Annotated in this window: 13 protein-coding genes; 10 read left to right on the forward strand and 3 right to left on the reverse strand. The window is 59.0% G+C overall.

Going from position 1 to position 14,261, the window contains the following annotated elements:
- Positions 1-96: 96 nt before the first annotated feature.
- Both C0Z19_RS05130 and C0Z19_RS05135 read right to left on the reverse strand, forming a co-directional pair.
- Positions 97-1,503 carry an HlyD family type I secretion periplasmic adaptor subunit gene (locus C0Z19_RS05130; RefSeq protein WP_102608713.1) on the reverse strand — a complete coding sequence of 469 codons (1,407 nt, stop codon included), beginning with the start codon at positions 1,501-1,503 and terminating at the stop codon, positions 97-99.
- Positions 1,504-1,533: 30 nt separating this feature from the next.
- Positions 1,534-3,663 (reverse strand): type I secretion system permease/ATPase, encoded by a 2,130-nt coding sequence (locus C0Z19_RS05135; protein WP_102608714.1) that lies wholly within the window; start codon positions 3,661-3,663, stop codon positions 1,534-1,536.
- Positions 3,664-4,372: 709 nt separating this feature from the next.
- Between C0Z19_RS05135 and C0Z19_RS05140 the strand changes: the two genes are divergently transcribed.
- From C0Z19_RS05140 to C0Z19_RS05185, 10 genes are all read left to right on the forward strand, one after another.
- Positions 4,373-5,476: an MraY family glycosyltransferase gene (locus tag C0Z19_RS05140; RefSeq protein WP_102608715.1), complete on the forward strand. Its 1,104-nt coding sequence runs from the start codon at positions 4,373-4,375 to the stop codon at positions 5,474-5,476.
- 153 nt (positions 5,477-5,629) lie between these two features.
- On the forward strand, positions 5,630-5,998 hold the full coding sequence (locus C0Z19_RS05145; protein WP_102608716.1) for an SMR family transporter: 369 nt from the start codon (positions 5,630-5,632) through the stop codon (positions 5,996-5,998).
- A complete protein-coding gene (locus C0Z19_RS05150) occupies positions 5,995-6,879 on the forward strand; it encodes a class I SAM-dependent methyltransferase (protein ID WP_102608717.1) in 885 nt (294 codons plus the stop codon). The genes C0Z19_RS05145 and C0Z19_RS05150 overlap by 4 nt, the downstream gene beginning before the upstream one ends.
- A 103-nt stretch (positions 6,880-6,982) precedes the next feature.
- Entirely contained in the window at positions 6,983-7,711 is a 729-nt protein-coding gene (locus C0Z19_RS05155) for a WbqC family protein (RefSeq protein WP_425330237.1), read from the forward strand.
- Positions 7,712-7,718: 7 nt separating this feature from the next.
- Complete coding sequence (locus C0Z19_RS05160; RefSeq protein WP_102608719.1) at positions 7,719-8,348, forward strand: class I SAM-dependent methyltransferase; 630 nt, start codon at positions 7,719-7,721, stop codon at positions 8,346-8,348.
- Positions 8,349-8,351: 3 nt separating this feature from the next.
- Positions 8,352-9,020, forward strand: a complete 669-nt coding sequence (locus tag C0Z19_RS05165) for an acetyltransferase (RefSeq protein WP_102608720.1) — start codon at positions 8,352-8,354, stop codon at positions 9,018-9,020.
- Between the two features lie 15 nt (positions 9,021-9,035).
- Positions 9,036-9,944 carry a glycoside hydrolase family protein gene (locus C0Z19_RS05170; RefSeq protein WP_102608721.1) on the forward strand — a complete coding sequence of 303 codons (909 nt, stop codon included), beginning with the start codon at positions 9,036-9,038 and terminating at the stop codon, positions 9,942-9,944.
- A 5-nt stretch (positions 9,945-9,949) separates the two neighbouring features.
- Positions 9,950-10,984 carry a glycosyltransferase family 2 protein gene (locus C0Z19_RS05175; RefSeq protein ID WP_199180756.1) on the forward strand — a complete coding sequence of 345 codons (1,035 nt, stop codon included), beginning with the start codon at positions 9,950-9,952 and terminating at the stop codon, positions 10,982-10,984.
- Positions 10,985-11,066: 82 nt separating this feature from the next.
- Entirely contained in the window at positions 11,067-12,215 is a 1,149-nt protein-coding gene (gene rffA, locus C0Z19_RS05180) for a dTDP-4-amino-4,6-dideoxygalactose transaminase (protein ID WP_102608846.1), read from the forward strand.
- 18 nt (positions 12,216-12,233) lie between these two features.
- Entirely contained in the window at positions 12,234-12,851 is a 618-nt protein-coding gene (locus tag C0Z19_RS05185; RefSeq protein ID WP_102608723.1) for a class I SAM-dependent methyltransferase, read from the forward strand.
- Positions 12,852-12,941: 90 nt separating this feature from the next.
- Here the strand turns inward: C0Z19_RS05185 and C0Z19_RS05190 are convergent, their stop codons facing one another.
- Positions 12,942-14,156 carry a hypothetical protein gene (locus tag C0Z19_RS05190; RefSeq protein WP_146011998.1) on the reverse strand — a complete coding sequence of 405 codons (1,215 nt, stop codon included), beginning with the start codon at positions 14,154-14,156 and terminating at the stop codon, positions 12,942-12,944.
- Positions 14,157-14,261: the final 105 nt, after the last annotated feature.

A 14,261-nucleotide genomic window follows, 5' to 3' on the forward strand; every position in this document is an offset into this window, starting at 1 on the left:
GCATGTGCGGGCTCGATAATGCAGAGCAAGCCAGCCCACACCGAACAAACCGCTGGCCATCGCGAGCAAATACGCATGAGCTTGGACCGCCACCGGCTATCGTTCACGCAAGCTCTCCTCTCTGGCCGCCGTCACAGGATCCAGGAAGTAATGGGCCACGCTGCGCGAACCTGTTTTGATTTCAGCCGTTACCTCCATGCCCGGCGTCAGGCTTATCCATTGACCGTTGGCCAGGATTCGGTTCGTCGGTAATCGGACGCGCGCAATGAACGTCAAACCCTGTTTCTTGTCTTGAACGGCATCGTTAGGTACCTCGATGACTTGTCCTTTCAAATAGCCGTAGCGCGTGTACGGAAACGCGTCGATCTTCACGACCGCCGTCTGCCCCAGTTTCACAAAGCCGATATCTTTGTTCTCGATGCTCGCCTCGACTTCCACCGAGTCGTCGGGCACGACCTCCATCAACGATTGCGCAGTAGTCACGACGCCGCCGAGGGTATGCACGGCCAGCTGCTGCACGGTCCCCCCCACCGGACTCGTCAGGCTCATAAGCTTTCGTCGTGTCACGGCCTTCGTTTCGTCGTTGGTGCTCTGTTGCAGCTGCTGCGTAGCCTTGTCCAATTCGTCAAGCTGCGTGCGGCGAAACTCTGACATCGTCGCGGCAATATTGGCGCGCTGCTCGGTGATACCCGCGATCAATTCCCGCGCATGACTTTGCTGCGCCGCCAAGTCATGCTCCTTTTGCAGCGCGGCCTGCTCCTTGTCAAGGTAGTCCGTTTGTGCGACATATTTGTCTTTCGCAAGCATGCGGTATTGATTGGCTTGTTCGCGTGCGAGCGGCGCGGTTGCGGCCAAGCTGGCGATTTGCTCACGCGTCGTAGCGAGCTCGGCTTCGCGCTTGCTCAATTCCGCGCGCGAACTCGCGAGCTTGTCCTCGTAGGCGCGATAAACGCCGTCGGCGAAATGTCGGGCCTCGTCCATCTCGTCGTGCGATGCGCCGCCGACCTCGGCAAGCACGGGATCGCCACCACTCGTTTGCGCCGCCAACAATGCTCTCGCACGCGCGACGGCAAGCTCGGCGTCAAGCTTGGCCGCCTTCGCTTTGCTGGCATCGGCAGCCGACTGCGTCGGATCGAGTTCGACCAGCAATTGCCCAGCGCTCACGCGTTGGCCATCGTGGATCAAAATGCGTCGAACCACGCCCGTGACCGCCGGCTGAATGATCTTCACGCGTTCATTCGGGATCAGTTTGCCTTTGGCCACGGCAACAATGTCGAGCTGCCCGAACGCCGCGATCAAGAGGGCAAGCAATGCCAGCACGACAATGATCCGCATCGTCCACTTCGGCGCGGGATGCACCGGCGTTTCGGCCAGCTCCAGGTTGGCCGGCAGAAAGGCGATCTCGTGCGCGGGGCGCGGCTCCGAATCCAGTTGCAGACGAATGGCCCACGCCATCTTCCAGACCGACATGTAACGGCGCATCAGGTCGGCGAGCGCCTGCATTCTGAGGAATTGGGTCGACACGCTGCCCGCCTATCTGTTTTGAAGAGAAACCAAATGCGCGTAGTAACCGGCCTGCGCGAGCAGTTGGTCGTGCTTGCCACGTTCGACGATGCGTCCCTTGTCCATGGCGATGATCTGATCGGCATGCCGAACCGCGGTCAACCGGTGCGCGATTATAATGACGGTGCGCCCCGTGCACATCGCCCGCATGTTCTGTTGGATGATCCGTTCGGTTTCGAAGTCGAGCGCACTGGTCGCTTCGTCGAAGATCAGAATGCGCGGATTCGTGACCAGCGCGCGCGCAATGGCGACGCGCTGCCGCTGCCCGCCCGACAAGTTCGATCCATGTTCGCCAACTACGGTGTCGTACCCTTCGGGTAACTCCGAAATAAATTCGTGCGCGCCCGCGAGCTGTGCTGCGCCGATGACGGCCTCAAGCGGTGCGCCGGGATCTGTCACGGCGATGTTCTCGCGTATCGTTCGATTGAACAGCCGGTTCTCCTGCAGCACGACGCCGATCTGGCGGCGCAGCCATGCCGGGTCGGCGAGCGCAAGGTCGATGCCGTCGATCGAGACGCGTCCTTGCTCGGGGAGATAGAGCCGCTGCAGCAGTTTCGTCAGCGTGCTCTTGCCCGAGCCAGAGCGACCTACGATGCCGACGATCTGGCCTGCGCGGATTTCGAGCGAAACGTCGTCGAGAATCGGAGGGCCATCGGCCCGATAGCGGAAGCGGATGTTCTGAAAACCCACATCTCCTTTCAGGGCAGGCAATGCCTGACGGCTTTTTGTCAATTCTGTGCGTGTGTTGAGAATGTCGCCAAGGCGACCCATCGAAATGCCAATCTGCTGGAAGTCCTGCCACAACTGCGCGAGCCGCAGCACCGGGGCGGCCACGCGCTGCGACATCATGTTGAACGCAATCAACTCGCCGACTGAAAGCTTGCCGCTGATGACGAGCTTGGCGCCCATGTAGAGCGTGAGCAGCGTGACAAGTTTGCCGACGTATTGAATCAACTGTTGGCCGACGACCCCGAGCGAGGTCACCCGGAACCCTGCTGAAACATAGGCCGCGAGTTGCGTATCCCAACGCCGCGTGAACTGCGGCTCGACGGCCATCGATTTGACAGTTTCGGCGGCGGAGACGGCTTCGACGAGAAACGACTGGTTGTCCGCGCTGCGTGCGAATTTCTCGTTCAGCCGCTGACGTAAGACCGGATTGAGCGTCAGCGAAATGGCCGCATACAGGGGCAGCGAGAGGATCACGACAAGCGTCAGCCATACGCTGTACGTGAACATCACGGCAAAGAAAATGAACGAAAAGAACAGATCGATGACCGCCGTCAACGCCTGCCCGGTCAAGAAGCTACGAATGCTCTCCAGTTCGCGCACGCGCGCGACGGTGTCGCCCACACGGCGCGAGCCGAAGTAGGCAAGCGGCAGCGCTAAAAGATGGCGAAAGAGCCTTGCACCGAGTTCGACGTCAATTCGATTCGCCGTATGCGCGAACACGTAATTGCGTAACCCTGCGAGCAGTACCTCGAAGGTCGAGCTGACGAATAAGGCGATGCAAACGACGTTCAGCGTATTGAATGCGCGATTGACGAGCACCTTGTCCATCACCACTTGAAACATCAACGGCGAGACGAGCCCGAACACTTGCAACAGCGCGGAAACGAGCAGAACTTCCAACAACAGACGCCGATATTTAACGACGGCTGGAATGAACCAGGAGAAGTCGAACCGTGCGAGTTCCCCGGAGAGCGAGGCGCGCGAAGCGAACAAGAGCAACTGCCCATCACAACGCGACATCACATCCTCTGGCGTAGTTGCCGCGGGAGCGGATCGCCCCGCGTCGACAACAAGCGCTTTATCGCCAGAGCATCCCGCCAAGATGAAGTGTCGGCCGTCCTTATCGAGTGCGAGTGCTGGGAATGGTGTTCTCGACAAACGCTCGGCGGACACTTTTGCTTTCCGCGCTTTCAAGCCGAGCGAGCGGGCTGCCAGCAAAAGCTCGCGTTCGTCGAACGAGGCCGATTTCATTGCGGCGGCATGCCGCAATTGACTCGCATCTGCAGCGATACTGTGAAAGCGTGCGATTAAGACGAGAGCGACGAGGCCCGGATCGTCGACGAGCGTCGTTTCTAGATCTGATTCGGCCATGCTTATGTAAGAGCGCGACCCTCAAATGGCCGCAGCGCTTACCCCCGGTTAAAAAATTATTGTTAATTTCGTACTACAGCGCGACTACCAGCCTGGATCCGCTCCGGGCACAAGCAGTGCCGCCCGCTTCCCGCCGATCAAAACAGGACGCTTGCCTACCGCTCGGCAGAGCACATCAATGCACTTTACAAAAAGCAAGGCGAAGTTATGTTTACGTAATATTTCGCTTATCTACTCTTCTCTGCCCGATGTACATTACCGACGCGTAAAGCGGTCGATACGATTCAAGGCGCGTAACAATATAACATGCTATTGAATTTTACTCACCTCCTTTGCTAATCACTTACAAGAATCAAATCACCAGATATCTGCTTTCGCGCAAACGTTTGTAGATCTCTAGAAGCTTCCACCCGAGCCACTTCCTACACAATTAAATGGGATGACAACTCCGAATTTGTTACGTATACACGTGGGGCCACACATCGCTACAAGGTTGCGCCAAAAATCGACTGCTGTGCGCCGGCGCATGGCGATGCGCCCGCAGTACTTGCGGGGCACCTACTCGCAGCGGGCGAATGTTCCTTACGCGCCTGCCAGCGCCGCTACATCCCGGAAGCGAGCGCGAGTGTCCCGTCGTGCAGGAACAACCGCGTCAATAGCGCTACGCGTCGCGGCCGTATAATTCTTCGTCCGCTCTTCCGCTACGACCATGCTCAGCTTCGCCCTAGGCTTTCTCATCTCGCTCCTCGTGACGCTCTTGATCGTGCGCTATGCGCACTTGCACGGAAAGTTTTCGATCGACAGCGACTTGGCAGGCGTCCAGAAATTCCACGTCCGCCCCGTGCCGCGCATTGGGGGCGTCGGTATTCTGATCGGGCTCGTGGGGGCAGCACTGCAGTTGTTTTGGCCTTACCCCGCCGTCGCATCCGGCATCCTTGCCCTCGTAGCGTGCGGTATTCCGGCTTTTGCATCGGGCCTCATCGAAGATCTGACGAAGCGGGTCTCGCCTTCGGCTCGACTCCTGGCGACGATGGCCGCAGCAGCGCTCACCTATTTCGCGCTACACGTGGCCGTCGTGCGCATCAGCGTACCGCCGCTCGATTTCCTGCTGTCGTACGCGGCCATTTCGTTTGCCGTCACAGTGTTGGCCGTGGCCGCGCTTGCAAATGCGGTCAACATCATCGACGGCTTCAACGGCCTTGCGTCAATGGTCGCGTTGATGATGTTCGCTTCGCTGGCCTACGTAGCCTTCCGGCTCGGCGATCCCATTGTGCTGTCGGCCTCGCTGATCATGATGGGCGCCGTGCTCGGCTTCTTCATTTGGAATTTCCCGGCCGGCTTGATTTTTCTCGGCGATGGCGGCGCCTATTTCATCGGCTTTATGCTCGCAGAACTGGCGATCATGCTTGTGATGCGCCATCGCGAAGTGTCCGCATGGTATCCGGTGCTGCTGTTCGTCTATCCGATCTTCGAGACTTGCTTTTCGATCTATCGAAAGAAATTCGTACGTGGAATGTCGCCCGGAATTCCCGACGGGGTGCATCTGCATATGCTCGTCTATAAGCGGCTGATGCGCTGGGCGGTGGGTGCCAAGACGGCGCACGAGATCACGCGACGCAACTCGCTGACGTCACCTTACTTGTGGCTGCTTTGTCTCATCGGCGTCATACCAGCGACGCTCTTTTGGCAGCACACGGTGCATTTGTTTGCTTTCGTGGTTTTGTTCGCGCTGACGTATGTCTGGCTTTACGTCAGCATCGTGCGGTTTAAGTCGCCGAGGTGGTTGGTCGTGCGCAAAGGAAACGGAAAGTAAGCCGAAGCGCAGGCATGTCGACGGCCAACCATCCCGCTCCCTGTCGATCCCTTCTCCTCCTCTCACAGGGTAAAATCGCGCGTTTCTCGTCGACCTGACCGCAGCGCGTGCTCCCGAAGCCTGGGACAGTAGCTCGAAACCATAGGACAAATAATGGATGTTGTATTGCGCGTTCTGCCAGCGGTTCTGCTCGTTGCCTACAGCCAAGTGATCGTCAAGTGGCGCATCGAGCAGCTGGGCGCGCCCCCGGGCAGTCATCTGTCGGGCATCCTGCGCTACGCGGCTTATCTCTTCGACCCCTTTATTTTTTCCGCTTACTTGGCAGGATTTGCAAGCTCGTTCGTCTGGCTCTATGCCATTGCAAAGCTGCCGCTGGCGCAAGCCTTCCCGATCTACCAGGGGCTGACGTTCGTTGCAGTCATCGTCTGCAGCGCCGTGTTGCTCGGCGAGCCGCTCAACAGCCAAAAGCTGCTCGGAGCCGCGTTGATCCTGATGGGCGTCGCGATCGGAGCGCGCGGATGAGCGCAATCGGCTATGAGAACGTTCAGCAGTCGTCCGAAGCGTTCTTGTCGCCCCTGCGCGAGCACGTGCGGCAAGGGACGCCTGAGCTCCTTTCGACCTTTGACGAATATGCAGAGGAAGCGCGCTTCGGACACGCTTTGCTCACCGAAAGCTTGCAAGGAATGCCGCGCAGCGCGGAGATTCTCGAGGTCGGTGCAGGCGCCCTGATGCTCAGCTGTATGCTGGCGCGCGACGGTTTCCGAGTCACGGCCGTTGAGCCAGTGGGCGATGGGTTTTCTCATCTGGCCAAACTTCAGTGCGTCGTCATCGACTATGCCCGGGCGCACGGCGCCGCGCCTGACTTGCTTCGTCTGCCTGGTGAAGCGCTCGCGATCGTCGACCGATTCGACTACGCGTTTTCCGTCAACGTGATGGAGCACGTAGGCGATGTTGCCCGTGTGTTGGAAAAGGTCTACGCATCGCTCAAACCTGGCGGCACTTACCGGTTCATTTGCCCGAACTATGCCTTCCCGTACGAGCCCCATTTCAACATACCGACGCTCTTTAGCCGGAAGCTGACAGAACGCGTCATGTCACGCCGCATCATGACGTCGAAGAACGTTGTCGATCCTGCTGGAACATGGGCATCGCTGAACTGGATTACGGTCGGTCAGGTTCGAAGTATCTGCCGCGAACGCCTGCGTACCAACCCCGCGTTCGACCGTCGCATTTTCGACGTGTACCTCTCACGCATGCTGTCGCGCGATCAGTTCACCGAACGGCGCGGGCGCCTTTTTTCGCGCGTGCTGTCCGGCCTGGGACGCCTGCGACTCACGGCGCTTGCCGCGCTGATTCCCGTCAGGTGGCTGCCCGTGATGGACTGCCGTGTCGTGCGCCGATGATCGTGTCTTATACTGTCGCCTTGCGTTGAAGCAGCCTTGGTGCATGAAAGCAGCCCGCGCCGCGGTATTCGGCCCACCCATATTCCAGCAGAGACAGGCACAAGTGAAACGCCCAGAGCGACGCGTCGCAATCGTGCAATCTTGCTACATCCCGTGGAAGGGATATTTCGACCTGATTGGCTCGGTGGACGAGTTCATTCTTTACGACGACATGCAGTACACGCGCCGCGATTGGCGCAACCGTAATCAGATTAAGACACCTCAAGGGCTGCAATGGCTGACGGTGCCGGTCAAAGTGAAGGGGCGGTATTTCCAGACCATTCGCGAAACGGAGATCGACGGCCAAAACTGGCGCGCCGACCACTGGAAGGCCCTGCTCCAAAATTACCGGCGTGCGCCGCATTTCGATCGCATCGCCGCCGCCCTCGAACCGTATTACCTCGAGCGCGAATTCCGCCATCTATCGGAACTGAACCGTGCCCTGACAGAGGTCATCTGCTCGTTGCTCGGCATAACGACTACGCTTAAATGGTCCTGGGATTACACGCTCGCGGAAGGAAAAACGGAGCGCCTCGTCGACCTCTGCCGACAGGCGAACGCCTCCGCCTATCTATCCGGCCCCGCCGCGCGCGACTATATCGAGCCTCACCTGTTCGCGGCCGCTGGCATCGAGCTCGAGTATTTCGATTATTCGGGCTATCCGGCCTACCCTCAACTCTGGGGTGAATTCCAGCAAGGCGTCACCGCGCTGGATCTGCTCTTCAATTGCGGCGACGATGCGCGCCGCTATATGAAGTTCGCCGCCGGGTCTTCCCCTGCCCTCGATCGATAACCCGCACATGAACGAATTGCTAGCGCCCATTGCGACCTACTACACCGATAAACTTCGGCAGTTCGGCGACGTGCCGCGCGGTGTCGATTGGAACAGTCCGGAGAGTCAAGCACTGCGCTTTGAGCAGTTGTGCAAACTACTGCCGTCGAATTCGCCGTTTTCGATTGTCGATGTCGGCTGCGGTTACGGAGCGCTCCTGGATTTTCTGGCGGAGCGCTTCGACGTTCGCATGTCGACGTGCGACTATCTCGGCCTCGATATTTCGGGTGCGATGATCGAGGCCGCCGCGCGACGCCACGCCGACAAGGCCTATGCGCGCTTCGAGAGAGGCACGCAAGCGCCGCGAAGCGCCGATTTTCTGGTGGCAAGCGGCATTTTCAGTGTCAGGCTCACGAGCACCGACGATGCATGGGACGCCTATATTCGTGAGACGCTGGCGATGATGCATGCGTCCGCAACTAAAGGCTTCGCCTTCAACTGCCTGACCTCGTACTCCGACCGCGACAAGATGCGGCCGGACCTCTATTACGCGAATCCTTGCGAGCTGTTCGACTTCTGCAAACGCACCTTCTCGAGAAACGTGGCGCTGCTGCACGACTACGGCTTGTACGAATTCACGATTCTCGTAAGGGCCTAACCGATGACACGCAAACCTCTCGTCATTTTCGGCGTCGGACAGATTGCGGACCTCGCGTGGTTCTACTTCACTCATGACTCGGCGTATCAGCCCGTGGCATTCACGGTCGATCGTGCGTATATCCAAGGCGACACCCAGCATGACTTGCCCGTGGTCGCATTCGACGAGCTCACCCGCGCTTACCCCCCCGGAGAAGTCGAGATCTTCGTCGCGCTCAGCTATGCAAAGGTGAACTCGGTGCGGGCCAGCAAAGTCGATGCGGTGCGTGAGGCCGGCTATCGGTGCGCGAGTTACGTCAGCAGCAAAGCAACCGTGTTCCCCGGGTTCGCCGCTGGCGATAACGCCTTCATTCTCGAAGACAACACGATCCAGCCTTTCGCGCAGATCGGCAATAACGTCACGCTGTGGAGCGGCAACCATATCGGCCATCATTCTGTGATCGAGGACAACTGCTTCATCAGTTCGCATGTCGTCATTTCGGGCGGCGTGCGCGTGGGCGCGAATACGTTCATCGGCGTCAATTCGACGGTGCGCGATCATGTGACAATCGGTGAACGTTGCGTGATCGGCGCAGGCTCGCTACTCGTCGCCGATGCTGCGCCCGACGGCGTTTACTCGGCTGCCGCCGCGGAACGGTCGCGCGTGCCGAGTTCGCGGCTGCGCAACATCTAAGCAGGAGCCGAAGCCATGCGCTGGCAAAAGCTGGGCAGAGTGTTTTGCGCGTCGGGTGAACATCCCTGGATGCTCACCCACGCGGCCAATCCCGTCGCCGAATGGCGCTACGCCGACGTATTCCGCGTCTATTTCAGCGCACGCGATGCGCAGCGCCGCGCACACATCGGATACGTCGACATCGACCTGAAGCGCTCGCAAGAAATCCTCTCGCTTTCCGATGAGCCCGTCATCGCTCCAGGAGACGCAGGGCTGTTCGACGATAGTGGTACATCGATGGGCTGCATCGTGCAGCATGAAGGCCGACGATATTTGTACTATCTCGGCTGGAATCTCGGCGTGACGGTACCCTGGCGCAATGCGATCGGCCTCGCCGTGAGCGAGTCGCCAGACAGTCCTTTCGTCAAGGTATCGCGCGCGCCCGTGATGGATCGATGCGACTGCGACCCTTTTACGATTTCCTACCCGTGGGTGATCGTTGAAGACGGGCGCTGGCGCGTCTGGTACGGATCGAATTTGACTTGGGGCACCGGCACGAGCCAAGACGAAATGTGCCACTTGTTCAAATACGGGGAATCGGTCGACGGGCTCGCCTGGCACCGCGACGGGACGATCGCCCTGCATTTCAAGGACGCATCAGAGTACGCGATGTCGAAACCGACCGTCGTACGCGACGCCGGGCTCTATCGCATGTGGTATTCATATCGCGGCGCCGCCTACCGCATCGGCTATGCCGAGTCCACCGACGGCATTGCCTGGACACGGCGAGACGAATTGGCCGGCCTCGAACCAGCAGCGACCGGATGGGATGCGGGCGCAGTCTGCTATCCCTGTGTGTTCGACCATGCTGGCGAGCGCTACATGCTGTACAACGGGGGCCGCTACGGCGATTCCGGTTTTGGCCTCGCCGTGCTCGAGAAGTAACTGCGATGAACGCTAATGACCACAATACGATGACGTCGCGCACCGGCAATCCGCACCCGTGCAGCGAGGCGGCTTTATCGAATGGCGCAAAGACAACGGCTCCTGAGATCAGCGTAGTCATTCCATCCTATGGCTGCCGCGAATGCCTTGAAACCCTTTGTGCTCGGCTCGACGCCGTGTTGTCGGCACTCGTGCCGAGTTACGAAATCATCCTCGTCGACGATCGCAGCCCCGATGCGTCCTGGCCCATCATCGAAGCGCTCGCGCAGCGGTATCGCGCTGTGCGAGGGGTTCGCTTGAGTCGAAACTTCGGCCAGCAAATCGCCATCACGGCGGGGCTCGAAGCGTCGCGGGGCAACTATGTCGTGGTGATGGACTGCGATCTGCAAGATCCTCCGGAGCGCATCCCCGATCTTTACCACGAAGTACGGAAAGGTCACGATCTCGTGATGGCCAAGCGAGTGGAGCGAACTCACTCGGCCGTCAGGCTCGTGGCCGCCAGGGCCTATTACGCACTGATGCACCGCCTGACGGGGCAAGCCGTCGATGGGCAATACGGCGCGTTCAGCATTCTTTCGCGGAAAGTCGTGACGGCGTTCCTGGGCTTGCGTGAGCGCGAGCGACACTACATTTTGATCTTGAGTTGGCTCGGCTTCGATCGCGGCACCATCGAATACGCGCATACGGAACGCCACGCCGGACGCAGTTCGTACGACTTCATCAAGCTGGTTAGGCATGCTTTGGGCGGCATGTTCTTTCATACCAGCGTTTTCCTGAACTGGATCGTCTATGCGGGACTCTTCTTCACCGCAGCGAGCTTCGGCACGGGCACGTACTTCATTTACCGGTATTTTGTGTCGGCGGCCCTGCCGGGGTGGACCAGCCTGGTCGTCGCAGTGCTGTTTTCGACTGGGCTCATTCTCGCCAGCGTCGGCACGGTCGGCTTGTACGTCTCACGCGTATTCGAAATGACGAAAGGACGGCCGCTTTACGTCGTTGACCGACAATGCGGCTGCGACTCGCATTCGAGCAACTCATGATCTATGACGGGGCTTTGACGATGTGCTGCTTTTCCGACTTGGCGAATTCGGTTGCCGGCGTGCGCATTATGGAGAAGGAAACTTGAGAACCGACAAGCACATTCCGTTCAACTGGCCGAACATGACCGGCAAGGAATTGCATTACATTGCCGAAGCGCACTTCAATGGACGCCTGGCGGGAGACGGCCCGTTCACCAAGCGCTGCCACGCTTGGTTGGAGGCACGCACGCAGTGCCCGAAATCGTTGCTGACTCACTCATGCACCGCCGCGCTTGAGATGTCAGCCTTGCTGCTCGACATCGCGCCCGGTGATGAAGTCATCATGCCCTCCTTCACGTTCGTTTCGACGGCGAACGCATTCGTATTGCGCGGCGCCGTGCCTGTTTTTGTCGATATCCGCGACGACACGCTCAACCTGGACGAGCGACTGATCGAAAGCGCGATCACGGCCCGCACCAAAGCGATCGTAGTCGTCCACTACGCGGGCGTCGCATGCGAGATGGACACGATCATGGCCATCGCCAAACGCCATGGGCTGAAGGTGGTGGAGGATGCTGCCCAAGGCGTCATGGCGACCTACAAGGGGCGAGCGCTCGGCACCATTGGCGATCTGGGCACTTACAGCTTTCACGAAACGAAGAACGTCATTTCGGGCGAAGGCGGTGCGCTTCTCGTGAATGATCCGAAGTTGGTCGAGCGAGCAGAGATCATCCGCGAGAAGGGCACGGATCGCAGCCGCTTTTTTCGCGGACAGGTCGACAAATATACGTGGCAGGAGGTGGGCTCGTCGTTCCTTCCGGGCGAGCTCGTCGCTGCGTTCCTGTGGGCACAGTTCGAAGAAGCGGACAGCATCACGCAGCGGCGGATGGCCAGTTGGGAGACCTATCATGCGATGATCGAACCGTTCGAGGCGGCAGACCGGTTGCGCCGCCCGATATTGGCCGACGGCTGCCAGCACAACGGGCATTTGTACTACGTGCTGCTATCGCCCCAGGTCGATCGCCACGCGGTCCTCGAGGAATTCAAGCGCAGTGAGATTTCTTCTGTCTTCCACTACGTACCGCTGCATTCGTCGCCGGCCGGGCTCAAGTACGGTCGCGCGCACGGTAATCTCAACGTGACCGATGCTGTCTCCGAGCACTTGATTCGTCTCCCGCTCTGGGTCGGCTTGACCGAAGAAATGCAGCAGCGTGTCGTCAATACGCTCGGCAAAGCGCTCGCACTCATTTGATCGACCGACTCCGCGGATATGACTCAGATTACGACCGGGGTGCGTACCCTGCTTTCTCATCCCTTCGTCTATAACCTATTTCAGACGGTCATGGGCGCGCACAAAGGCAGGACCGAATTCGCCACGCGTTTCGTCGAGCCTAGAGCCGGGGACCGGGTACTCGACATCGGCTGCGGCACCGGCGATTTACTCGCCTATCTGCCCGACGTGCAGTACACCGGCTACGACATCAGCGAGCAATACATAGAGGCGGCCCGTAAGCGTTTCGGCACACGCGGCACGTTTCATTGCCGGCTGCTGACGTCAACGGAGCTAGAAACGCTACCGCTGTTCGATATCGCGCTGGCGGTCGGCCTTTTGCATCACATCGAGGACGACGAGGCGCGAGATCTTATTCGAATGACCAAGCGGGCGCTCAAGCCCGGCGGACGACTCATCACAATCGATCCCTGCCTCGCGGATGGGCAAAATCCCATTGCGCGCTGGCTCGTGAAGGCGGACCGCGGTCAAAATGTACGTGAGCGGGACGGCTACCTTTCGCTCGCCACAGATTGCTTCAGCCGCACGCGGGCCGCCGTCGCCCACCGAAGCTGGATTCCGTACACCCACTGCATCATGGTCTGTACGAACGACTGACTGAAGGACCTAAGTCAACGACGGCGGTCGTCGATCGGATCGGCTATCCACGCTGGCATCGTACGAACCACACCGCGCTGCAGGCCGGCCTCAGCCGGCCTGTTGACTCTGCATACCCCAACTCGGGAAATAGCATGCCGAGCAATGCGCCGCTTGAGCAATCTTCGTGGCGTTGAACGTGACGAGGAACAAGAGGACGAATAGCCAAGCCAGATAGTGCCGCTCGTAGACTTCCGGCTTCGCGAAGTTGAGCACGATCCACGCACCGACCGGCCCGATCAAAAGCGGATCGTACAGGTAAGGATGAATCGCCACCGCTTGCGGCCAGAACAGCAATGTCAGCAGATAGGAAGCGAACAGGTACGGCATCATCGCATCGGGATAGCCGGTTTCCTCAGTACTGTTCGACTGCGGCGCAAATCTGATTCGATACCAAAGCTGCAACAACAGCAACGCGGCCGGGATCAAAACGAAATACATGGGCCGATTGAAGTACGGGACGAATACCGAATTAATGAAGTTCCCGTAGTACTGCATGTCGCCATCGAGACCCGATCGAAACAGCCAAGTGCTGTTCTCACTGGTGAAATGCAGTAGCTTCGCGACGACCACCGGCTGCAAGTAAACGATCACAGAGAGCACGCTCATTACGATGGCTGAGCGCAGCATGCGTAGATCGAGCCGCCTTGCGAAAATCGCGCGCAGCCCCATGAACGCGCCAAACAATGCCGCTGTCATCGGCATCAGCACGCACATCACGACCGCAGTCAGCCAGAAGCTCTTCCCCTGTGGGCCACGACGCGCGATAACGGCGCTCGCAACCAGCAAAACAGGAAAGATGAGCACAAACACGTTGTCGACGTTGAACTTGCCGAGCGATATCCAAAACGTCGGTAGCGTAAGGAAGTAGGCAAAGGCAGCGAGGAGCAGCACCGTGCGACGAAAGTCGAGCTTCGCCCAGGTCGGCGACCCAATGGCGTACCCGATGGAGAGCAGCGATGCGGACATGCTGATGAGGGCCACCATGAGCCGCATCGTGACGGCGGGGAAAATCAATTGAATGCGATAGAGCACCCACATCAACCACAAGTACAGTGTCGGCTCATTTGCGTAGGCTTGGCCTTTCGCGTAGCCATCGGCTACGAGAAACGTCAGGAAACCGTGCTGGGTCCACGAATATTGATGCCAAGTCGGGAACGTATAGTCCCTCAACCGCTCCGGCCTCAGATTGGCGGTAGCCACCATCTGGCCGAAGCCGATCTTGTACACGGCCCAAATGCCGATCGTGAGAACAACGACTGCCAACAATGCAAAAGAGGAGGCTTTTCGTGGGGTTGAATCGCGCATAGATAAGTGGATCAGTGGTCAGCGCTGGCAATAAATGAGCGGCGCTCGGCGGTCCGAGCGCCG

It is taken from the genome of Trinickia soli (assembly GCF_002879855.1).
GTDB classification, from domain to species: Bacteria; Pseudomonadota; Gammaproteobacteria; order Burkholderiales; family Burkholderiaceae; genus Trinickia; species Trinickia soli.

Bases quoted from the DNA above. Each gene is read 5' to 3' on its own strand.
- C0Z19_RS05130 (WP_102608713.1), bottom strand. From the start codon at position 1,503: ATGCAGGCGCTCGCCGACCTGATGCGCCGTTACATGTCGGTCTGGAAG.
- C0Z19_RS05135 (WP_102608714.1), bottom strand. From the start codon at position 3,663: ATGGCCGAATCAGATCTAGAAACGACGCTCGTCGACGATCCGGGCCTC.
- C0Z19_RS05140 (WP_102608715.1), top strand. From the start codon at position 4,373: ATGCTCAGCTTCGCCCTAGGCTTTCTCATCTCGCTCCTCGTGACGCTC.
- C0Z19_RS05145 (WP_102608716.1), top strand. From the start codon at position 5,630: ATGGATGTTGTATTGCGCGTTCTGCCAGCGGTTCTGCTCGTTGCCTAC.
- C0Z19_RS05150 (WP_102608717.1), top strand. From the start codon at position 5,995: ATGAGCGCAATCGGCTATGAGAACGTTCAGCAGTCGTCCGAAGCGTTC.
- C0Z19_RS05160 (WP_102608719.1), top strand. From the start codon at position 7,719: ATGAACGAATTGCTAGCGCCCATTGCGACCTACTACACCGATAAACTT.
- C0Z19_RS05165 (WP_102608720.1), top strand. From the start codon at position 8,352: ATGACACGCAAACCTCTCGTCATTTTCGGCGTCGGACAGATTGCGGAC.
- C0Z19_RS05170 (WP_102608721.1), top strand. From the start codon at position 9,036: ATGCGCTGGCAAAAGCTGGGCAGAGTGTTTTGCGCGTCGGGTGAACAT.
- C0Z19_RS05175 (WP_199180756.1), top strand. From the start codon at position 9,950: ATGAACGCTAATGACCACAATACGATGACGTCGCGCACCGGCAATCCG.
- C0Z19_RS05185 (WP_102608723.1), top strand. From the start codon at position 12,234: ATGACTCAGATTACGACCGGGGTGCGTACCCTGCTTTCTCATCCCTTC.